General features: G+C 59.2%; 20 protein-coding genes. 6 read left to right on the top strand and 14 right to left on the bottom strand.

Annotated features, from left to right (window positions below; all coding sequences use genetic code 11):
• Positions 1-4 precede the first annotated feature (4 nt).
• The gene (gene coxB, locus M5B97_RS11210) at positions 5-1,132 is read right to left on the bottom strand and encodes a cytochrome c oxidase subunit II (protein ID WP_123716713.1); all 1,128 of its coding nucleotides are present in this window, start codon (positions 1,130-1,132) and stop codon (positions 5-7) included.
• Between the two features lie 368 nt (positions 1,133-1,500).
• Here coxB and M5B97_RS11205 point away from each other — a divergent pair, with 368 nt between their 5' ends.
• Positions 1,501-2,148, top strand: coding sequence for a hypothetical protein (locus M5B97_RS11205; RefSeq protein WP_123716712.1), 648 nt, complete (start codon positions 1,501-1,503; stop codon positions 2,146-2,148).
• Between the two features lie 129 nt (positions 2,149-2,277).
• On the opposite strand, the gene M5B97_RS11200 is transcribed toward M5B97_RS11205, so the two are convergent.
• The 6 genes from M5B97_RS11200 to M5B97_RS11175 all read right to left on the bottom strand — a co-directional run bounded on the left by M5B97_RS11200 (position 2,278) and on the right by M5B97_RS11175 (position 9,860).
• Positions 2,278-3,825, bottom strand: a complete 1,548-nt coding sequence (locus M5B97_RS11200; RefSeq protein WP_248731493.1) for a SulP family inorganic anion transporter — start codon at positions 3,823-3,825, stop codon at positions 2,278-2,280.
• An 85-nt stretch (positions 3,826-3,910) separates the two neighbouring features.
• The gene (locus tag M5B97_RS11195; protein ID WP_123716710.1) at positions 3,911-4,642 is read right to left on the bottom strand and encodes a carbonic anhydrase; all 732 of its coding nucleotides are present in this window, start codon (positions 4,640-4,642) and stop codon (positions 3,911-3,913) included.
• A gap of 216 nt (positions 4,643-4,858) precedes the next feature.
• Positions 4,859-5,917: a PA0069 family radical SAM protein gene (locus M5B97_RS11190; protein WP_248731492.1), complete on the bottom strand. Its 1,059-nt coding sequence runs from the start codon at positions 5,915-5,917 to the stop codon at positions 4,859-4,861.
• Positions 5,918-5,997: 80 nt separating this feature from the next.
• Positions 5,998-7,308 carry a cytochrome c gene (locus M5B97_RS11185; RefSeq protein ID WP_248731491.1) on the bottom strand — a complete coding sequence of 437 codons (1,311 nt, stop codon included), beginning with the start codon at positions 7,306-7,308 and terminating at the stop codon, positions 5,998-6,000.
• Positions 7,309-7,320: 12 nt separating this feature from the next.
• Entirely contained in the window at positions 7,321-9,105 is a 1,785-nt protein-coding gene (locus tag M5B97_RS11180; protein ID WP_123716707.1) for a GMC family oxidoreductase, read from the bottom strand.
• Positions 9,106-9,107: 2 nt separating this feature from the next.
• The gene (locus tag M5B97_RS11175) at positions 9,108-9,860 is read right to left on the bottom strand and encodes a gluconate 2-dehydrogenase subunit 3 family protein (RefSeq protein ID WP_248731490.1); all 753 of its coding nucleotides are present in this window, start codon (positions 9,858-9,860) and stop codon (positions 9,108-9,110) included.
• A gap of 266 nt (positions 9,861-10,126) precedes the next feature.
• On the opposite strand from M5B97_RS11175, the gene M5B97_RS11170 reads away from it, so the two are divergent.
• Positions 10,127-10,783: a dual specificity protein phosphatase family protein gene (locus M5B97_RS11170; RefSeq protein ID WP_123716705.1), complete on the top strand. Its 657-nt coding sequence runs from the start codon at positions 10,127-10,129 to the stop codon at positions 10,781-10,783.
• A 251-nt stretch (positions 10,784-11,034) separates the two neighbouring features.
• Here the strand turns inward: M5B97_RS11170 and M5B97_RS11165 are convergent, their stop codons facing one another.
• The gene (locus tag M5B97_RS11165) at positions 11,035-11,307 is read right to left on the bottom strand and encodes a YheV family putative zinc ribbon protein (RefSeq protein WP_027608125.1); all 273 of its coding nucleotides are present in this window, start codon (positions 11,305-11,307) and stop codon (positions 11,035-11,037) included.
• Positions 11,304-13,355, bottom strand: coding sequence for an oligopeptidase A (prlC, locus tag M5B97_RS11160; protein WP_248731489.1), 2,052 nt, complete (start codon positions 13,353-13,355; stop codon positions 11,304-11,306). Before prlC ends, M5B97_RS11165 begins: the two co-directional genes overlap by 4 nt.
• A 101-nt stretch (positions 13,356-13,456) precedes the next feature.
• Here prlC and M5B97_RS11155 point away from each other — a divergent pair, with 101 nt between their 5' ends.
• Positions 13,457-13,999 carry a gamma carbonic anhydrase family protein gene (locus M5B97_RS11155; protein WP_123716703.1) on the top strand — a complete coding sequence of 181 codons (543 nt, stop codon included), beginning with the start codon at positions 13,457-13,459 and terminating at the stop codon, positions 13,997-13,999.
• Positions 13,996-14,655, top strand: a complete 660-nt coding sequence (locus tag M5B97_RS11150; RefSeq protein ID WP_248731488.1) for an HAD family hydrolase — start codon at positions 13,996-13,998, stop codon at positions 14,653-14,655. The genes M5B97_RS11155 and M5B97_RS11150 overlap by 4 nt, the downstream gene beginning before the upstream one ends.
• A gap of 48 nt (positions 14,656-14,703) precedes the next feature.
• On the opposite strand, the gene M5B97_RS11145 is transcribed toward M5B97_RS11150, so the two are convergent.
• Positions 14,704-15,777, bottom strand: coding sequence for an aminopeptidase (locus tag M5B97_RS11145; RefSeq protein WP_248731487.1), 1,074 nt, complete (start codon positions 15,775-15,777; stop codon positions 14,704-14,706).
• Positions 15,778-15,904: 127 nt separating this feature from the next.
• On the opposite strand from M5B97_RS11145, the gene M5B97_RS11140 reads away from it, so the two are divergent.
• A complete protein-coding gene (locus M5B97_RS11140) occupies positions 15,905-16,327 on the top strand; it encodes a hypothetical protein (RefSeq protein WP_248731486.1) in 423 nt (140 codons plus the stop codon).
• Here the strand turns inward: M5B97_RS11140 and M5B97_RS11135 are convergent, their stop codons facing one another.
• Together M5B97_RS11135 and M5B97_RS11130 are read right to left on the bottom strand one after the other, a co-directional pair.
• Positions 16,328-16,567, bottom strand: a complete 240-nt coding sequence (locus M5B97_RS11135; RefSeq protein ID WP_123716699.1) for a DUF1161 domain-containing protein — start codon at positions 16,565-16,567, stop codon at positions 16,328-16,330.
• A gap of 153 nt (positions 16,568-16,720) precedes the next feature.
• Entirely contained in the window at positions 16,721-17,152 is a 432-nt protein-coding gene (locus M5B97_RS11130; RefSeq protein ID WP_123716698.1) for an OsmC family protein, read from the bottom strand.
• Positions 17,153-17,370: 218 nt separating this feature from the next.
• Here M5B97_RS11130 and M5B97_RS11125 point away from each other — a divergent pair, with 218 nt between their 5' ends.
• Positions 17,371-18,372 carry an LLM class flavin-dependent oxidoreductase gene (locus M5B97_RS11125; protein WP_248731485.1) on the top strand — a complete coding sequence of 334 codons (1,002 nt, stop codon included), beginning with the start codon at positions 17,371-17,373 and terminating at the stop codon, positions 18,370-18,372.
• 61 nt (positions 18,373-18,433) lie between these two features.
• Here M5B97_RS11125 and M5B97_RS11120 read toward each other — a convergent pair whose 3' ends face one another.
• Together M5B97_RS11120 and M5B97_RS11115 are read right to left on the bottom strand one after the other, a co-directional pair.
• Positions 18,434-18,655, bottom strand: coding sequence for a DUF1161 domain-containing protein (locus tag M5B97_RS11120; RefSeq protein WP_123716696.1), 222 nt, complete (start codon positions 18,653-18,655; stop codon positions 18,434-18,436).
• A 115-nt stretch (positions 18,656-18,770) separates the two neighbouring features.
• Positions 18,771-18,986, bottom strand: coding sequence for a dodecin (locus M5B97_RS11115; RefSeq protein ID WP_005783406.1), 216 nt, complete (start codon positions 18,984-18,986; stop codon positions 18,771-18,773).
• Positions 18,987-19,131 lie beyond the last annotated feature (145 nt).

Genomic DNA, 19,131 nt, shown 5'->3' with positions numbered 1-19,131 from the left:
GCAGTCATTGGCTTTGCGCCTGTTTCAGAGCCAGCACGTCTTTGGGCGTAACCATGTCGCCTTTGTTGTTGCCCCAGGCGTTGCGTTCGTAGGTCACCACGGCGGCGATATCCACTTCCGAAAGCTGTTTGCCGAACGCGGCCATGGCGGTACCGGGCTTGCCGAAGTAGACGCGGTGCAGGTGATCTTCCTTGGGCCCGGTGGCGATCGGCGAACCTTTGAGTGCCGGGAACATCGGCGGCAAGCCTTGGCCTTCGGCCTGGTGACAGGCTACGCAGGTGGTGTGATAAATCTTGTCGCCACGGGCCACCAACTCATCCAGCGTCCACTCCTTGGAGGTCAGTTCCTTCAACTTGGCGGCTTCTGCCTTACGCTCACCCAGCCAAGTGTCGTAGTCGGCCTTGGATTTGACATCGACCACGATCGGCATGAAGCCGTGGTCCTTACCGCACAGCTCGGCACACTGGCCACGGTAGATGCCAGGTTTCTCGATACGGGTCCAGGCCTCGTTGACGAAGCCGGGGATGGCGTCGCGCTTGACCGCAAAGGCCGGCACCCACCAGGAATGGATCACGTCGGCGGCCGTTACCAAAAAGCGCACCTTGGCTCCCACCGGCAGCACCAGCGGCTGGTCGACTTCCAGCAGGTAATGCTCGCCTTTGGTGGCCTGGTTATGAATCTGCTCGGCGGGCGTGGCCAGGTTGCTGAAGAACTCCACATCCTGGCCCAAGTACTTGTAATGCCACTTCCACTGATAGCCGGTGACCTGGATATCGATATCCGACTCACTGCTGTCATAGATGTTGATCAGGGTCTTGGTCGCGGGAATGGCCATGGCCACCAGGATCAGGAGGGGCACCACGGTCCAGAGAATCTCCACGGTCGTGCTTTCGTGGAACTTGGCCGCTACCTGGCCCGTCGACCGGCGATGCAGGATCATCGACCAGAACATCGCGCCAAACACGACAATGCCGATCACCACACAGATCCAGAAAATGGTCATGTGCAGGTCAAACACGGCGTGACTGACTTCAGTCGCCCCTGGGGCCATATTCGTTGTCCAGGCGGCGTGCGCCTGGCCGAATACCGACCACAACAGTAGGCCCATCCAAACATGTGGATGTCGCGTCATTGCGGGTTCCCCTTTATGTTTCTTGTTATCCCGCCGGTTTGCACCTGCGGCGAAGGGAGCGGCTTCCATACTGCTTACAACCGCCAGGCCTTGCCTGCTTCATGCAGTTGGGCGTCATCAGCTAATTGCGTACAAACCGAGTATAGACAGCACCTGCAACCCCGCAATGTGTAGGGGCAAATGAACAAAAATCGACGGGCGGGGCCCATAAAACAGGGCGCGCAAACGTTTATCCGACAGACGATGGCAATTCGATATAACCGCGGCGCATAACCATGAAATAATTATGACAAATGCATCTTAGGTGCTCGTATAAACGAGCTACCTTATCCTCTCCCTTTTCCTACGCCTGTTTCACTGGAGCCTTCATGAACACCGCCGCATTGCGCGAGCAGATTTCCCTTGCCCATCAACACGAAGCCACTACGGGCCAGCTTGCCCAGCAATTGGAAAAACAATTGCCGCACCTGCATTCGGCCATCTCCCTGGCTGACGGTGATCGCAACATTGTCATGACTCGCTTCGTGACCGCTTACATCGACCTCGTTCCCGACTTGCTGGAAGCCGCCAACGACGTGGCCCGTGAAGCCGGCATTGAAAGCCAGATCAAGCCGGTATTAAAGATCGCCGAGCACTTCTTCCTGCAGCCTCCTGCGATCCTGGCAGGGCATGAGGGTCTCGATGGCCTGCTGGACGAGGCCTATCTGGCCCATCGCTTGGTGGAGGAGGTCAACGATCTGTATATCAAGCACTTCGGCCAACCGTTGATTCCAACCGATACCACAGTCGCCAATTTGATTGCCCATCAACTGATCGGTGAGCAATTCGCCAACCAGCTGGATGAAGCGGTGCATCTGGCGGTGGATGAAATGCTCAACGAAGAGAACTTTGCGCTGGAGTCGGTGGAGGCCTATCGCGAGACACTCAAGAGCCCGGACACGGAAGCGGCGTGGAAACGCTGGCCGTGCCTGTCAAGGCAGTTGGGGGTTGAGCTGTCGCTGGATCAGCCTGCTTAAATTCCAATCCGACGCAGAACACATGTGGAAGGGGCTTGCTCCCGATAGCGATGGACCAGCCGATGTACGAGCTGATTGACCCACCGCCACCGGGAGCAAGCCCCTCCCGCATTTTTTGATGCGCTTGTGTCAGGTCATTGGAGGTGCGGAGCCGATCCCCACCGTCGTCCGTACCCGACCTTCCAGGCGCCGCTTCAACCCCCGCGCCTCGATCACCAGTTTCGATCCCTTGGCAGCGTTAGCCCGCCCCCATTCCTCCAGCAATTCCAGGCAGGAATGGTCGATATAACTCAGGTTGTTCAGCGGCACGTGCACGGTGGTCCCCGCCGGCACCGTCGACAGCACCTGGGTCAGCATCGGCACCTTCAGGAAGGTCGCCGCGCCGGTCAGGCGCAACTCCATCTCGCCGTCTTGCGGCAGATCGATCAGGCTCACCTTCAACCGTGACGCCTTGAACGCCAGCTTCACCAATGTCAGACCGAAACCCACCAGCACGCCCGTCAGCAGGTCGGTGAAGATGATTGCCAGCGCCGTCGCGGCATAGGTAAACATCGGCATGCGCCCATAACGCCCCAGCGCCTTGAACGCCTTGATGTCCACCAGCTTGATTCCGGTATACACCAGCACACCCGCCAGACTCGCCACCGGAATACTCTGCAGTACGCTCGACAGCAACAAGACGAAGGCCAGCAGCCACAAGCCGTGGAACATGGCCGACAGTCGGGTCGTGGCACCGGCTTGCACGTTGGCCGAACTGCGTACGATCACGCCCGTCATCGGCAATGCGCCGACCAGACCACACAGCATGTTGCCCACACCTTGAGCAGACAATTCCTTATCGAAATCGGAGCGCTGACCGCTGTGCATCCGATCAACCGCCGCTGCAGAGAGCAACGTCTCGGCGCTGGCAATAAACGCCACGGCGAACGCAGCAACCAACAACTGCGGGTCGGCCAGGTTCAGCAAGTCACTGGGACGCAACCAGTCGATGGCGTCGGCAAGGTTTTCCGGGACCTCCACACGCTTGACCTGCAGCGCCAGCATCAGGCTGATAACGGTCGTCAGACCCACACCCAATAAGGCGCCGGGAACGAAACGCAGGCTTTGCGGACGTAATTTATCCCACAGATACATCACCAACATCGTCGACAAGCCGAGCAGGCCGGCTTGCCATCCGAGGCCACCACCGAGGGTTGGAATCGCTTCGCCCAACGCCGCCGGGAAACCTGTCAGGTTAGCCAGCCCCGAAGGTTGGGGCGCGCCGTCGAGCATCACGTGGATCTGCGACAGCACGATCAACACGCCGATCCCCGCCAGCATGCCGTACACCACCGCCGGCGCCGTCACGCGAAACCAGCACCCCAGGCGCAAGCGACCCGCCACCAGTTGCAGGAGCCCTGCCAGTAGCAAGATCGGCCCCAACATCACCATGCCGTGCTGGCGCACCAACTCGAACACCAACACCGCCAACCCCGCCGCCGGGCCACTGACCTGCAGCGGCGACCCCGCCAACCAACCTACCACCAGCCCACCGATAATCCCGGTGATCAACCCCTTGGCAGGCGGCATGCCGGAAGCGATGGCGATGCCCATGCACAGGGGCAGGGCAACCAGAAACACAACCACGGAAGCGAGCAGCTCCCGCGGCAGTACAGCTTTCAATTGAGCAGCACGCATGATCACTCTCCCGAGCTATTCGCCGGTCGCGGCAAAGCCTGGCTGCATCCATGACAGCCACCGCTTGACCCGGCAGGGAAATGTTTTAGAAGCGCGCTTTAGGCGTCGCGGAAGGAATCGGCTCAGTGCCGTTCAACGGTCGAAATGCCGCATTGTCCGCATCGTAGGCCCGGATTTCGCTGGTCTCGATGTTGTAGATCCAACCATGGATAAACAACTGACCATTGGCCATGCGCGAGGCCACGGACGGGTGGGTGCGCAAATGTTGCAGTTGGGCGATGACGTTTTCTTCGGTCAGCACCTTCATGCTCTCGCCCTCACTGGCGCAGTCGCAGTTGTCATGGACCATGGTCTTGGCGACCTCGGCATGACGCAGCCAGGCTTTGACTGTCGGCATCTTTTCCAGGCTGCCCGGGTTGAGTACCGCGCGCATGGCACCACAATCGGAATGCCCGCACACGATGATGTGCTGCACGCCCAGGGCAAGTACCGCGTACTCGATGGCGGTGGAAACACCACCGTTCATCTGGCCGTAGGGCGGCACCACGTTGCCGACGTTACGGGTCACGAACAGGTCGCCTGGGGAGCTTTGGGTGATCAGCTCGGGCACGATGCGCGAGTCGGCGCAGGTAATGAACATCGCCCGTGGGCTCTGGGCCGTGGCCAGTTTCTTGAAGAGTTCTTCCTGCTGCGGGAAGACGTCGTGATGGAAATGCAAAAAGCCGTCAACGATATGCTTTAGCGCTGCATCGGCGGATTCCGCCACCTGAGGCGCTGAAGCCGACGCAGCCAACGGCTGTTTATCCTTGTCACTCATGATTCATCCTCTTGATTAATGCAGGGGAGGTAGTCAGGTCAGATCGACGCTAGGCAGTAAAACTCCTACAGCTGCGACGCAGACTTATCAGTCACTCGCGGAACAAGGTACCCATCGAAACTTAACTCAAACTGAATGGACCGCTCTAGAACGCGGGTTTCATTGATATCAAAACGCGACTATTCCTACAAAATCAGTACGACATTCCTAGGCAGCCTAGAGCAGCGCCATTTGTCGCCCCGGTGGGCAGAACGCTGTGCAGTCCAGGTTGAACCCTTCCCGGCGGTTCAACCCCAGCCGCCGGATCGCCTTGCTGAAGCGCTGCGCCAGCAAATCGGCAAACGGCCCTTCGCCGCGCATACGTACGCCGAAACGGCTGTCGTACACCTCCCCACCGCGCACCTGACGCACCAGGCTCATCACATGGGCCGCGCGTTGCGTGTAATGCGCGGCCAACCATTCCTCGAACAGCGGCGCCACCTCCAACGGCAGGCGCAACATCATGTAAGCGGCACTTTGCGCGCCGGCCGCGTGAGCTTCAGTGAGCAGGCTTTCCAGTTCACTGTCGTTGATCATGGGGATCATCGGCGAACACAGCACACCCACTGGAATGCCCGCCTCACGCATCACACGAATCGCTCGCAACCGCGCCTTGGGTGCCGCCGTGCGCGGCTCCAGGATGCGCTTGAGTTCGTCGTCCAGGCTGGTGAGGCTGATCATCACCGCCACCAGGCGCTGGCGAGCCAGCTCGGTCAACAGGTCGAGGTCGCGCAATATCAGCGAGCCTTTGGTGATGATGGTCACCGGGTGCCGGTAGCGCAGCAGTACCTCAAGTGTTTGCCGGGTGATCCTGTACTCGCGTTCGATAGGCTGGTACGGGTCGGTGTTGGACCCGAGGTTGATCGGCGCACACACGTAACCCGGCTTCGACAACTGTTGCTCCAGCACATCGGCGGCATTGGTCTTGGCGATCAACCTGGTTTCGAAATCCAGCCCTGGCGACATGTCCCAATAGGCGTGGCTGGGCCGTGCATAGCAGTAGATACAGCCATGCTCGCAACCGCGATAAGGGTTGATCGAACGATCGAAGGGCAAATCCGGCGAGTTGTTGCGGGTGATGATGGACTTGGCCGTTTCGATACGCACTTCAGTGCCTTGGGTCGGCGGCACTTCCTGGAACCAGCCGTCGTCCTCGACCACGCTGACGGTGGGCGCAAAGCGGTTGTGCAGGTTGGTGGCCGTGCCCCGGCCACGGGGCGGCAGCGCAGTAGACATGAAAACGCCTCGATACTGTTTTTATATACAGTATCGAGGCGCAAGGTTTCTGACCAGTGCCGTTTGGCGGTCAGGGCGGATCAGTTTTTCTTCGTCACCTGCCCCAGGTCATCACCAGAGGTGGTGCGCATATCATTGTTGCGCAGGTTTGCCACGTCGCTGGCCTTCACAGGGGCACCTTTATTACCCCAGCTGCCGCGAACGAAACTGACCACATCCGCCACTTCCTGATCCGACAGACGCCAGGCAAAGGCCGGCATGGTGAAGGTGGACGGCGCTGTGTGGGTCGCCGGCAAGGTGCCCCCATTCAATACGATGTTGATCAATGACGTGGCATCCGCCGTCTGCAATACCGGGTTGCCTGCCAACGCCGGGAACACCCGCGTATAGCCATGGCCGTCAGTGCGATGGCAGGCCGCGCAGTTGTCGATGTATACCGACGCGCCCGGCTTGCTGTCGTCGCCTTTCCACAACGCCTCAGCCACCTGTTTGTCGTACTGGTGCGGCTGATCCTTGGGATCGACCGCCGGCAGGCTCTTGAGGTAACGGGCGATTGCAGTCAGATCATCTTCCGACATGTACTGCATGCTGTGGACTACAACATCACTCATGCCACCAAACACTGCGCTGCGATCACTGCGGCCAGTCTTGAGGAATTGCACCAGTTGCTCTTCGCTCCAACTGCCGAGGCCGTCCTTGTGGTCGCCGCGCAGACTTTTGGCGATCCAGCCTTCCAGCGGTGCACTGCCGGACAGGAACGCGTTGCCGTCGGTGGCACTCAGGGCTTTTTCCTGCATGGTCAGGGCGCGCGGTGTATGGCACGCGCCGCAGTGGCCGAGGCCTTCCACCAGGTAAGCGCCACGGCTGACCACCGGGTCGGCAGCAGCTTGGACCACGGATTCCTGCACAGCCGGGGCGAACATCCAACGCCACGCCGCCAAAGGCCAACGCATGCTCAAGGGCCAGGGAATATCGCTGTCCTTGTTCGCTTGAGCGACCGGCTCGACCCCCTTCATGAAGTACGCATACAACGCCTGCATATCGCTGTCACTGACGCGCGCGTAAGACGGGTAGGGCATCGCCGGGTAAAGCGTACTACCGTTCTTGGCGACGCCATGGCGCACGGCCTTGTCGAAGTCTTCGAAGCTGTAGTCGCCCAAACCAGCCTTGTCCGGGGTGATGTTGGTGGAATAAATCACGCCGATCGGGGTTTCCATCGGCAGGCCGCCGGCAAAGGGTTTGCCCCCCTTGGCGGTGTGGCAGGCCACGCAGTCGCCGGCGCGGGCCAGGTATTCCCCCTGTTTGATCAGATCAGTTTGAGCCGCATTGACCGAGCAGCTGCTGAGCAACCCCAGAGAGGCCGTCAGAGAGGCGATAACGATTGCTTTCATGGTCATCGCTCCTTATGCCTGAACCAGCGGGCCGGGGTTTTTCAGGTACTGCTCGCGGATCGCCCGCGCCGACCAATAGGTCAACGCCGCCACCAGGCCGGTAGGGTTATAGCCCAAGCCTTGTGGAAACGCGGAAGCCCCCGGGACAAACACGTTGTGCACATCCCAACTCTGCAGATAGCGGTTCAACGCGCTGGTTTTCGGGTTGGTGCCCATGATCGCGCCGCCGTTGAGGTGGGTCGTCTGGTAGGACGCCGTGTTGAAGTGCTCACCGACCTTTTTGCCGAGTACGGCAATGGCTTTGGGGTTCATCGCTTCGGCGACCTTGCCCATTTTTTCGATCATGAATCGGTTCATCTTGATGTCGTTTTCCTGCCAGTCGAACGTCATCCGCAGCAGCGGCAGGCCGTAGGCATCACGGTATACCGGGTCCAGGTCCAGGTAGTTACCCCGGTAGGATTGATGGGCACCATGGGCATCCATCGACACCTGGTGGGTGTAGTAATCGGCAGTGGCGCGTTTCCATGCACTGCCCCAGGCGGGGGTGCCCGGCGGGTTGGAGGTACCGGCAATCGGCCGGCTGCCCGCCTGGTTGACCCACATCGGCGAGCCGCCCACAAAACCGTGTGGCCCGTGGTCGAAGTTGTCCGCGTTGAAATCATCGATGGCCACGCCATTGCCGCCCGCACCAATGAAGTTGTTGGTGTGGGTGTCCTTGTCGAAGAAGGCCTTGATGGTGCCCATGTTCTGGTAGGCGAAGTTCCTGCCCACCACGCCCTCATTGGTAATCGGGTCGTAGGGTTTACCGATGCCCGACAGCAGCATCAACCGCACGTTATGGAACTGGAAGGCTCCGAGGATCACCAGGTCCGCCGGTTGCTCGCACTCACGGCCCTGGGCGTCGATGTACGTCACGCCCGTGGCTTTTTTCTGGGTGCTGTCGAGGTTGACCTTGAGCACATGAGAGTTGGGCCGCAGCTCAAAATTCGGCACCTGGCGCAGCGCCGGCAGAATGTTCACGTTCGGCGAGGCCTTGGAGTACATGTAGCACACATAACCGCTGCAGAAACCGCAGAAGTTGCACGGGCCCATCTGCGCGCCGTAGGGGTTGGTGTACGGCCCCGACGTATTGGCGGACGGCAGGTTGTAAGGCTTATAACCGACCTCCGTAGCTGCCTTCTGAAACAGCTGTGCGGAAACGGTATTTTTTTGCGCCTCCAACGGGAACGGGTTGGAGCGATCCGGCGCATAGGGGTTGCCGCCACGGCCTTCGCCTACCAACTGGCCTTTGACGGTCCACGCCTGGCCGGAGGTGCCGAAGACTTTTTCCGCGTAGTCGAAAAAAGGTTCCAGTTCTTCATAGCTGACGCCGAAGTCCTGGATGGTCATGTCTTTAGGAATGAAGTTCTTACCGTAGCGCTCTTCGTAGTGACTGCGCATGCGCAGCTCAATCGGGTCGACACGGAAATGCACCCCCGACCAATGCAGGCCCGCGCCGCCTACGCCATTACCCGGCAGGAACGCACCCAATTGACGGTTAGGCAGGGCGACATCATTCACGCTGTGGCGAATAGTCACCGTCTCCTTGGAGATGTCTTGGAAGAGTTTTTTTCGCACGCTGTAGGTCAGTTCGTCGATGACCTGGGGATAGTTGCCGTCCGGGTAAGTGTCCTGCATCGGGCCGCGCTCCAGCGCTACCACGTTGAGGCCAGCTTCCGTCAGCTCCTTGGCCATGATCGCGCCGGTCCAGCCAAAGCCTACGATCACTGCATCCACTTTCTTCATGATGGTCGCCACGTTTATGCCCTCTCGCCGCGGATGGAAACAGCCGGGAAGGGGTATTGCTCGTTGCGTTCCACCCAATCCATGAAATCAGCGCGGGCGCCAGGGAAGCCAATCATGGTCCAGCCGACCATGCCTTTGTTGCCACCGTGGATCGGGTCGCAAAAGAAGCCTTCTTTGGTGTTTTGTAGCAGCAGGTTGAAGAACATCTTCGCCGGCACCGCTTCAAAATGGGCGCTCACTTCGCTACCGCCCGCTTCCAGACGACGCAGCATGTCATCCTGGGTAGCGCTGTCTTGCCCAGCAAAAACTTTACCGTTGAACGCTTTCGACCATGCATCCGTCGCGGCAATGCCCAGGCGATAGATCTCCTTGGGCACCAATTTACTCTGCCAGCCCATTTCGGGGGCTGCGTCGGCATTGAACGGACCTTGCATGAACCACAGCGCGCCACTGGCGTACGGTGTGTTCATCTGGCGGTCGATATATTCCGGCGCACCCGCTTCCAATGCGCCAGGGCCTTGGGCATCGGCGGGGATCAAACGCGCGACGGCAGCGTTGATAAACGCCCATTCTTCGGCGGTGAAATAACTCGGCTCGTAGGCTTTATCGCTCGCAGGTGTTTTGGCCGGCGCAGCTTGGGCGGGCTCAGGCGTGGCCATCAGCATCGAACCGCCAAGGCCAGTGCTGGCAACCGTGACCACCGGGATCAAGGTCAAGGATTTGCGCAAAAAGTCGCGCCGCGGGTTGTCTTGATCTTGATCAGACATGGGAGCACCTCATCATGTGGTCACGGGTTTATCCGCCGCTTCTGGGAGCAACGTGAAGGCATGGATTTCCAAGGCATGCGACACCTTGGCAACCAATAGTTACAAATGATAGCAGCCTAAGGATTTGGAAGAGTCAGTTCTGCTGCAAAAAACAGCAGATCAGTGCCGCCTGTTCACAATTCTTTGACGAGGACCTCACGCCTTGTTGACCGTCCGTAGACGAATCTGTGGCCCATCAGCCATTTCCCTATTCGGTTACAAAGCGCATGTCCAAGACTCGATTGCTTCCCGCCCTCGGCCTGGCGTTCATGGCACTGTTCGCAACCGTTCACGCTCAAGCCGAGGATGTGGCTTCGACCCGCTCGCCGGAATGGGCCCAGCCTGTGGGCGACCAATTCAATCTGCACCAGATGACGCCCACGCTTTATCGCAGCGCGTTGCCGGACAGCAGTGCGCTGCCGGTGCTGGAAAAACTCAAGATTGGCACGGTGATCAACTTTCTGCCGGAAACGGACGCCAGTTGGTTGAAATCGACGGATATCAAACAGGTTCAGCTGTCTTATCGCACCAACCATGTCGACGACTCCGATGTCCTCGCGGCCTTGCGTGCCATTCAGGAGGCCCAGGCAAACGGCCCGGTGTTGATGCATTGCAAACACGGCACTGACCGCACCGGCCTGATGGCAGCGATGTATCGTGTGGTGGTACAGGGGTGGAGCAAGGAAGATGCGCTGAACGAAATGACCCAGGGCGGCTTCGGTACCAGTAATGGCCTCAAGGACGGCGTTCGCTACATGATGAAGGCCGATATCGACAAATTGCGCACCGCCTTGGCAAATGGCGATTGCAGCACCAGTGCCTTTGCCCTGTGCTCGATGAAAAGTTGGGTAACCACTTCGGGAAAAGACGAGAAACAACTGTAACGACCAGCATCTGAGTAGCTGAAGAAAAAGCGGGGCACCCAGTGCCTAATGCCAGTCAGTTAAGCGATAGAGCGGACAACCAGTAACCTGTGGCGAGGGAGCTTGCTCCCGTTGGACTGCGTAGCAGGCCCAGTCTTTTCAAGCCCAAAGCTGGGGCCGCTTCGCGACCCAGCGGGAGCAAGCTCCCTCGCCACAGTGACTGTGCTGCTCCTTAACTGACTGGCATTTGGCTCCCAGTGCCCCGCTTTTTTTCAGTCTTTTTTCAGCTTCGGATTCGGAAAAAACTGCACCGCCTGTACTTTCGGGTCCGGTGCTTTCAACGCCGATGTATTCACCCGCGTGCCCAACTCCTTGGGCACCGACAGCCCTTGATCATTCAGCGTATCGGTATACCCGCAGGCCACGCATTCACGGTGTGGCACGCTGTCCTCGGTCCACATCTTCAACTTGTCCGGCTCGCTGCACGCCGGGCAGACCGCCCCGGCGATGAATTGCTTTTTGGTAATCACAGGCCCTTCGCTCATGCTGCCGCGTCCTCACTCAGGCCGCTGTGGCGCAAGAGTGCGTCAATCGACGGCGCACGTCCGCGGAAATCGACGAACAGCACCATCGGCTCCTGAGAACCGCCACGGGCCAGAATGGCCTCGCGGAAGGCACGGCCGGTCTGCGGATTGAGTACGCCGTCTTCTTCAAATTTGGAGAAGGCATCCGCCGACAGCACTTCGGCCCACTTGTAGCTGTAATAACCCGCCGCGTAACCGCCCGCAAAGATATGCGCGAAGCTGTTGGGGAAACGGTTATAGGCCGGCGGGCGCATCACCGAAACCTCATCACGCACGCCTTCCAGCACCTGCGCGACCGTACGGCCATCGCCATGGGTGGCGTGCAGTTCGAAGTCGAACAGCGAGAATTCCAACTGGCGCACCATCATCAGGCCCGACTGGAAGTTCTTCGCCGCGAGCATTTTCTCCAACAGGTCCTGAGGCAGCGGCTCGCCGGTTTCATAGTGGCCGGAGATCAACGCCAGGCCTTCCGGCTCCCAGCACCAGTTCTCCATGAACTGGCTCGGCAACTCCACCGCATCCCAGGCCACGCCGTTGATGCCGGACACGCCCGCATGTTCAACGCGGGTCAGCAGGTGATGCAGGCCGTGGCCGAACTCATGGAACAGGGTGGTCACTTCATCGTGGGTCAGCAGCGCAGGCTTACCGCTGTCGGCCGGGGTGAAGTTGCACACCAGGTTGGCCACCGGGCTCTGCAGCACGCCGTCAATCGTGCGGCGGCGGTCGCGGGCGCCGTCCATCCAGGCGCCGCCACGCTTGTTGGCGCGGGCGTACAGGTCAAAGAAGAACCGGCCGACATGCTGGCCGTTTTCCTTGATTTCAAACAGGCGCACGTCCGGATGCCAGGCGTCGAAGCCTTTTTGCTCGGCGATCTCGATGCCGTACAGGCGCTGCACAATGGCGAACAACCCGCCCAACACTTTGTCGATCGGGAAGTAGGCGCGCAGGGCTTCCTGGGACACGCTGTAGCGCTGCTCACGCAGTTTTTCACCGTAGAACCCGCTGTCCCAGCTTTGCAGGTCGGCGCAGCCTTGTTCGGCGGCGTAAGCCTTGAGCTGTTGCAGGTCCTGGGCGGCAAACGGCTTGCTGCGCTTGGCCAGGTCACGCAGAAAGCTCAGCACCTGGTCACTGGACTCGGCCATCTTGGTGGCCAGGCTCAGTTCGGAGAAAGACGCGTAGCCCAACAGTTGAGCAAGCTCCTGGCGCAGATCGAGGATCTGTTCCATCACCGGCCCGTTATCGTTCTGACCGGCATTCGGGCCTTGGTCCGACGCGCGGGTGCAATAGGCCGCGTAGACTTCTTCACGCAGGGCGCGATCCTGCGCGTAGGTCATCACCGCGTAGTAGCTTGGGAACTCCAGCGTAATCAACCAGCCGTCGAGCCCCTTGGCCTGGGCGGCGGCGGCCATTTGCGCCTTGGCCGAGTCGGTCAGGCCGGCAAGCCTGGCTTCATCGGTAATATGCTTGGTCCAGGCTTGAGTGGCGTCCAGCAACTGGTTGGAGAATTTGCTGCCCAGCTCCGACAGCTTGCTCTGCACTTCGGCATAACGCTTCTGCTGCTCAGGCGGCAAATCGATACCCGACAGGCGGAAGTCACGCAGGGAATGTTCCAAGATAGTTTTCTGCGCCACGTCGAAGCCGGCGGCTTCCGGGCTGTTGGCCAGGGCTTCGAAGGCCTGGAACAACGCACGGTTCTGGCCCATTTCGGTGGAGTAGGCGCTCAACGCAGGCAAGCACGCCTCGTAGGCTTCGCGCAGTTCGGCGCTGTTGCATACGGCATTGAGGTGGCTGACCGGGCTCCAGGCGGCCCCCAGGCGGTCGTTCAGTTCATCCATCGCCAGGACCAGCCCGGCCCATGTCGGATTTTTACCTTGGCTTTGCAGGATGCCTTCGATGGCGACACGGTTGTCGGCGAGGATCTGTTCGATGGCCGGTTGCACATGCTCGGCACGGATCGCCGAGAACGGCGGCAGGTCGTAGGACTGCAGAAGTGGGTTGTTCGCGCTCACGGTTGGCACCTTGGCTGAAGAAACGGATGAGACAAAGATGGGGCCATCTTAATTACAATCAATGCCCACCGCAGCTATCAGCAAAAGAGAGAGAGGCTATCGTGACCCTTCGCAGCTATCAGAACCACACGCCAACCCTGGGCGCCGGGGCGTTCGTCGATATTTCGGCGGTGGTGATCGGCGATGTCGAAATTGGCGCCGACAGCTCGGTGTGGCCACTGACCGTGATTCGCGGCGACATGCACCGCATCCGCATCGGTGCGCGCACCAGCGTGCAGGACGGCTGCGTGTTGCACATCACCCATGCCGGCCCCTTCAACCCGGAGGGTTTCCCGCTGCTGATCGGCGATGACGTGACCGTCGCCCATAAAGTCATGCTGCACGGCTGCAGCGTGGGCAACCGGGTGTTGATCGGCATGGGCAGCATCGTCATGGACGGTGCCGTGGTCGAGGATGACGTGATCATCGGTGCCGGCAGCCTGGTGCCGCCGGGCAAGAAACTCGACAGCGGCTTTTTGTATGTGGGCAGCCCGGTTAAACAAGTCCGTGCGCTGACTGACAAGGAGCGCGCCTTTTTCACCTACAGCGCCGCGAACTACGTGAAGCTCAAAGACCTGCACCTGGCCGAAGGATTCGATCAATGACCTTGCATTACCCCACCGTACTGTTCGACCTGGATGGCACCCTGACCGACCCACGCGAGGGCATCACCCGCTCGATCCAGTACGCCCTCGGCAAACTCGGCATTGATGAGCCGGACCTGACCAAGCTGGAACATTTCATCGGCCCGCCGCTGCTGCAGGCGTTCATGCAGTACTACAGTTTCGATGAAGCCAAGGCGTGGGAAGCGGTGAACTTCTACCGCGAGCGGTTCAAGGTCACCGGGCTGTATGAAAACCGCGTCTTCGACGGCGTAATGCCTTTGCTCGAAGAGCTGAACGGCCAAGGTCGCCAGTTATATGTGGCGACCTCCAAGCCGTGGGTATTTGCCCGCGAGATCGCGCGGCATTTCGACTTTGCCAGGCACTTCAAGGTGATCTATGGCAGCGAGCTGGACGGTACGCGCACCAACAAGGTGGAGCTGATCGCTCACTTGATGCGCGAAGAAGGGCTGGACCCGGCCACCACCCTGATGATCGGGGATCGCAAGCATGACTTGATCGGCGCCCGCAGCAATGGCTTGGATTCGGCGGCGGTCGGTTACGGATTCGGCAGTTTTGATGAGTTGAATGCCGAGGCTCCGACTTGGCACTTTGAAACCGTGGATCAGATGCATCAGGCGTTTATGCAGCGCCCCTGAGGAAGCCATTGGAGGCAAGCCCCTCCCACAATTGATTGGCGTATACGGTCAAATGTGGGGTTTGCTCCCGATGAAGCCCTGACGCCTACCTGCTTCCAACTGCTTCAGTGCCGCTTTGCGCTGCTCCGCCGGCAACCCACCCAGCTTTTCCACCGCCGCGAAGAACCTCACCCAATCGCCACCTTCCTGCCTGAACAACGCCGCAAACGCCGGCACCCACTGGTCATATAACCCGAACGGCAACAACCGTGCATTGTTCATCGGCTGGTTGATCCACGCGTCATACCGCTTATCGCCGCCCCATTGGCTGTCGCGCATCCGCCGGTACTCACTGCGCAGGCGTTCGAACTCCGATGCTTTGGCCTGGCGCATCACATCCGTTGCCAATGGCTGCGCGTAGAGTTTTTCCAGGCGTTTGCGGGTGTCGAGAATCAGCCGGATAAATTGATCGCGTTGCTGCAGCGCCGCATCACCCAGCGGCGCCAGACCACGTGCTGTCCGCCATTGGCGGGTGCCTTCCTGCTCAACGAAGTTGGCGTAGGACTCATTGAACTCGGTATCGTCCTTCACATAAAAGCGCTGGTGTGCCAGCTCATGGAAGATCAGCGTGGCCAGGCGCTCATCGCCCCAGTTCATCATCGAACTCATGATCGGGTCGTTGAACCAACCCAGGGTGGAATAGGCTTCGACACCGCCAATCGACACATCCATGCCACGTTGCTGCAACAACGCCGCTTCGCCTCGCGCCGCGCCTTGGTTGTAATACCCGCGATAAGCCACGCAACCGGCGATAGGGAAGCAATGGGTTTCGGGCGAGAGAGAAAATTCCGGCGTGGCGAAGACATTCCAGACCACGTAAGGCCGACCAATGTCGGCGTACAGCCTGTAACTCCGGTTGTCAGGCAGGTGCAAGTGCTCGCTGGCAAAGGTCCGCGCCTTCTGCGCTTGCATCAAGTGATCTCGGAGCACCTGAGGGCGAGAAGGGTCTGCGATGACCTCGAAAACCGGCTCCCTGGCCCGCAATAGTTGCCACTGGCCGCTGGCCAATTGGCTGTAATAACTCACGCTGGAACAGCCGCTGAGCAGCACAACCATCAACCCTGGAAGAAAACGCCTGACCATGCCCCGATGACTCCTGGGTAAATTGCCCGCCAGACTAGCCTGCCTGCGCAGAATTTTTCCATGGCGTCGCGTGTTTATACTGATAGCAGAGTCTGTCCTACGCTTTCCTACCGCCGGAGTGCCCTCCATGCGCCAGCTTTTGCTTTGCCTCACTGTCTTGTTTCTCAGCGCCTGCGCTTCAACCCCGGTTCCACCTGCCGACCCACATCAGGCCTGGATCGATTTCGCCACGCCAACGCCGGGCGCCAAGCTGGTCATGGCCCAGCGCCTGGATGGCAAGAACCTCAACGACGGGCGTTTTTTCCAAGTGCCGCCCGGCAGCCATGAGCTGATGGTGCGGTTTGATTTTGAGGTACCCACGGGTGGCAGCTTCGGCGGGCTTGGGCAGACAACTGACCGTACCTGTTTCATTACGCTGCAATACGATCACTTCGAAGCCGGCCAACGCTATCGCCTGGAGGGGCGCTCGTTGGCCTACACGCCGAATATCCGTTTATATAACGCCGCCCGCCAATTGCTGGCTGAAGAGCGCAGCGTCAACTGCCTGTGATCAGTCGTTGTTTTTTTGATAGATGATGCGCTTGGTGCCGTTTTCACAGGAGCCGACAATCATGGCAATGTCATGATTCTTGGCTTCTTCAGCGGTGATGATTTCCAAGGTGTAGGACGGAATCGCCTTGGCCTGGATCTTCACTTCGATCTCTTTCCTGAGCTCTTCACAATCTTTTGGCGCGGCCACAACCGAAGTGGCCAACGCACCGCAAATGATCGCCAAGGCAAAACGTTTCATGTGTGAAGCTCCCTGAATGCCTGCGCACGGGTGTGCGCCTAAGGCTGCATAGCCTATATGACCACATCCGGGAAATACGAGTTCTGATTTTGACGCAGAACAAATGTGGGAAGGGCGCTGCGACTTGGGCCTTCCCACATTGGATTGGCCGCGTTAGTTAACGAGCGTCGCATCCAGGCTGATGGTTGCGTTCAGCACCTTGGACACCGGGCAACCTTCCTTGGCCTTCTTGCTCAACTCATCGAATTGCGCCTGGCTGGCGCCCGGGATCTTGGCTTTCAAAATCAAATGCACGGCGGTAATCGCAAAACCACCCTCCACCTGGTCCAGGGTCACTTCCGCCTGGGTGTCGATGCTGTCAGCCTTGAGGCCGGCGTCGCCAAGAATCATGGAAAACGCCATGGAGAAACAGCCGGCATGAGCAGCACCAATCAGTTCCTCAGGGTTAGTGCCTTTGCCGCCTTCGAAACGTGCCTTGAAGCCGTAGGGCGCTTCGCGTAGTACGCCGGTTTCGGTCGAGATGGACCCCAGACCTGTCTTCAGATCACCTTCCCAATGAGCCGATGCTTTTTTCTTGATACTCATAGCTATCTCCTCGAACGGTGGTTTTTGCGTCAGTAGGCGTTCTGAGGATAGAAGCTTTTGCAAAGTTCACTTTGTCGGAAAAACCTAGTGCTCCGGTAGGAAATTTTACGATCATCTATTGAATCTCGGGTATATGCCCTCATTGCAGGGAGATGCACATGAAGCGGCAGGTTTTGGTTCGTCTATTAAGCCTGCGCACCCAATGGAGAAGCTGGCTTATGAAATCGCTGTCCGACGTGAAATTTTCGACCCTCGACCTCGTACCCGTAAGGGCCAACGGCAGCCCGGCGCAGTCACTGCGCAATTCCCTGGACTTGGCCCAGCACGTGGAAAAGTTCGGCTACAACCGTTTCTGGGTGGCTGAGCACCACAACATGGATGGCATCGCCAGCTCGGCCACCTCGGTGCTGCTGGGGTATCTGGCGGGCGGCACCTCGACCATCCGCGTCGGCTCCGGCGGCGTAATGCTGCCCAACCACGCGCCACTGGTGATCGCCGAACAGTTCGGCACCCTGGAAAGCCTCTACCCCGGCCGTATCGACCTGGGCCTGGGTCGCGCTCCCGGTTCCCACCAGATGACCGCCCGCGCCCTGCGTCGGGAACGTTCCGGCAGCGCCGACGACTTCCCGGAAGACGTGGCTGAACTGATGGCCTACCTCGGCCCACGCACGCCAGACCAGCGGGTGATCGCCGTCCCGGGCACCGGCACCAACGTACCGGTGTGGCTGCTGGGCTCCAGCCTGTTCAGCGCGCAGCTCGCGGGGGAGCGCGGTTTACCCTATGCCTTCGCTTCCCACTTCGCACCGCGCCTGATGCATGAGGCGATTCGCGTATACCGCAACCACTTTAAGCCTTCAGCCGTATTGGATAAGCCCTACGTGATGCTCGGCATTCCTCTGGTGGCTGCCGATACCGACGAACAGGCCGATTACCTGGCCACATCGGTGTACCAGCGCATTCTCGCGCTGATGCGCGGGCAGAGCCTGGTACAGCGCCCACCGGTAAAAACCATGGACGGTCTGTGGTTGCCCCATGAGAAAGAGGCAGTTGGCAGCTTTCTCGGCCTGGCCATGGTCGGCAGCCCGGCGAAGATCCGCGCCAAGCTTGAGGTGTTGATCGAGCAGACCGGAGCCGATGAGCTGATCTTTACCTGCGACCTGTACGAACACGCCGATCGAATTCATTCCTACGAGTTGTTGGCGCAGTTGATGAAGGGCTAAACCCTCCAGGCGAAAAAAAACCGACGCACTCGCGTCGGTTTTTTATGTCTGGTACACGGTATCAACCGCGTTTGTAGACGATTTCCTTGGTACCGCCGCCGCAGGTGCCAACTACTTTGCCATCGGCTGAAGCACCTTTATCCACGATCTCCAGGGAGTAGTGCGATCCACCTTTGGCATCGATTTTCGCCGCGATCTCGCTTTTCAGCTCTCCGCAGTCTTTCGCTGCCATTGCTGTACCCGCAATGCTCAACAAGCCTACCGCTAACAGGAACTTCTTCATCCGTTACTTTCCTTGCGCTGATCGAAAAGAACGTGCCGACGCGCGTTGCATCGGCACCCTAAGGTTGTAGCGCAGGTTATGGCAATCGGCCAGTCAGCAAGTTCAACCGGCGAGGTCAACTACTGGCAATTCGGAACCCCACCTTGAGCGTGACCTGGAAGTGCGCGGCCTTGCCGTCCTTGATGTGACCACGGGTTTCAGTCACTTCAAACCACTCCAAGTGCTTGATGCTCTTGTTGGCCTCGGCCAGGGCATTGTTGATGGCGTCTTCGATGCTGGTGGTCGAGGAACCGACCAGTTCGACTTTCTTGTAGGTGTGGTGATCAGACATAGCGTTTCTCCTGAGGGCTTTAATCAGCGTAGCAGTGAATGTTCGTACTGCTTCTGGCGACCGTTCCTACCCTAAAGTTCAGATTTACTGCACTTTCTGAAAACCCAGGAGTCGGTATCTACACACGTCACTCAATCACTTCAGG

The organism is Pseudomonas sp. MWU13-2517 (genome assembly GCF_023242545.1).
In the GTDB taxonomy this organism is placed as follows: Bacteria; Pseudomonadota; Gammaproteobacteria; order Pseudomonadales; family Pseudomonadaceae; genus Aquipseudomonas.
This window is presented reverse-complemented; position numbering and strand designations above follow the sequence as displayed.

Bases quoted from the DNA above. Each gene is read 5' to 3' on its own strand.
- coxB (WP_123716713.1), bottom strand. From the start codon at position 1,132: ATGACGCGACATCCACATGTTTGGATGGGCCTACTGTTGTGGTCGGTA.
- M5B97_RS11205 (WP_123716712.1), top strand. From the start codon at position 1,501: ATGAACACCGCCGCATTGCGCGAGCAGATTTCCCTTGCCCATCAACAC.
- M5B97_RS11200 (WP_248731493.1), bottom strand. From the start codon at position 3,825: ATGCGTGCTGCTCAATTGAAAGCTGTACTGCCGCGGGAGCTGCTCGCT.
- M5B97_RS11195 (WP_123716710.1), bottom strand. From the start codon at position 4,642: ATGAGTGACAAGGATAAACAGCCGTTGGCTGCGTCGGCTTCAGCGCCT.
- M5B97_RS11190 (WP_248731492.1), bottom strand. From the start codon at position 5,917: ATGTCTACTGCGCTGCCGCCCCGTGGCCGGGGCACGGCCACCAACCTG.
- M5B97_RS11185 (WP_248731491.1), bottom strand. From the start codon at position 7,308: ATGAAAGCAATCGTTATCGCCTCTCTGACGGCCTCTCTGGGGTTGCTC.
- M5B97_RS11175 (WP_248731490.1), bottom strand. From the start codon at position 9,860: ATGTCTGATCAAGATCAAGACAACCCGCGGCGCGACTTTTTGCGCAAA.
- M5B97_RS11170 (WP_123716705.1), top strand. From the start codon at position 10,127: ATGTCCAAGACTCGATTGCTTCCCGCCCTCGGCCTGGCGTTCATGGCA.
- M5B97_RS11165 (WP_027608125.1), bottom strand. From the start codon at position 11,307: ATGAGCGAAGGGCCTGTGATTACCAAAAAGCAATTCATCGCCGGGGCG.
- M5B97_RS11150 (WP_248731488.1), top strand. From the start codon at position 13,996: ATGACCTTGCATTACCCCACCGTACTGTTCGACCTGGATGGCACCCTG.
- M5B97_RS11145 (WP_248731487.1), bottom strand. From the start codon at position 15,777: ATGGTCAGGCGTTTTCTTCCAGGGTTGATGGTTGTGCTGCTCAGCGGC.
- M5B97_RS11140 (WP_248731486.1), top strand. From the start codon at position 15,905: ATGCGCCAGCTTTTGCTTTGCCTCACTGTCTTGTTTCTCAGCGCCTGC.
- M5B97_RS11135 (WP_123716699.1), bottom strand. From the start codon at position 16,567: ATGAAACGTTTTGCCTTGGCGATCATTTGCGGTGCGTTGGCCACTTCG.
- M5B97_RS11130 (WP_123716698.1), bottom strand. From the start codon at position 17,152: ATGAGTATCAAGAAAAAAGCATCGGCTCATTGGGAAGGTGATCTGAAG.
- M5B97_RS11125 (WP_248731485.1), top strand. From the start codon at position 17,371: ATGAAATCGCTGTCCGACGTGAAATTTTCGACCCTCGACCTCGTACCC.
- M5B97_RS11120 (WP_123716696.1), bottom strand. From the start codon at position 18,655: ATGAAGAAGTTCCTGTTAGCGGTAGGCTTGTTGAGCATTGCGGGTACA.
- M5B97_RS11115 (WP_005783406.1), bottom strand. From the start codon at position 18,986: ATGTCTGATCACCACACCTACAAGAAAGTCGAACTGGTCGGTTCCTCG.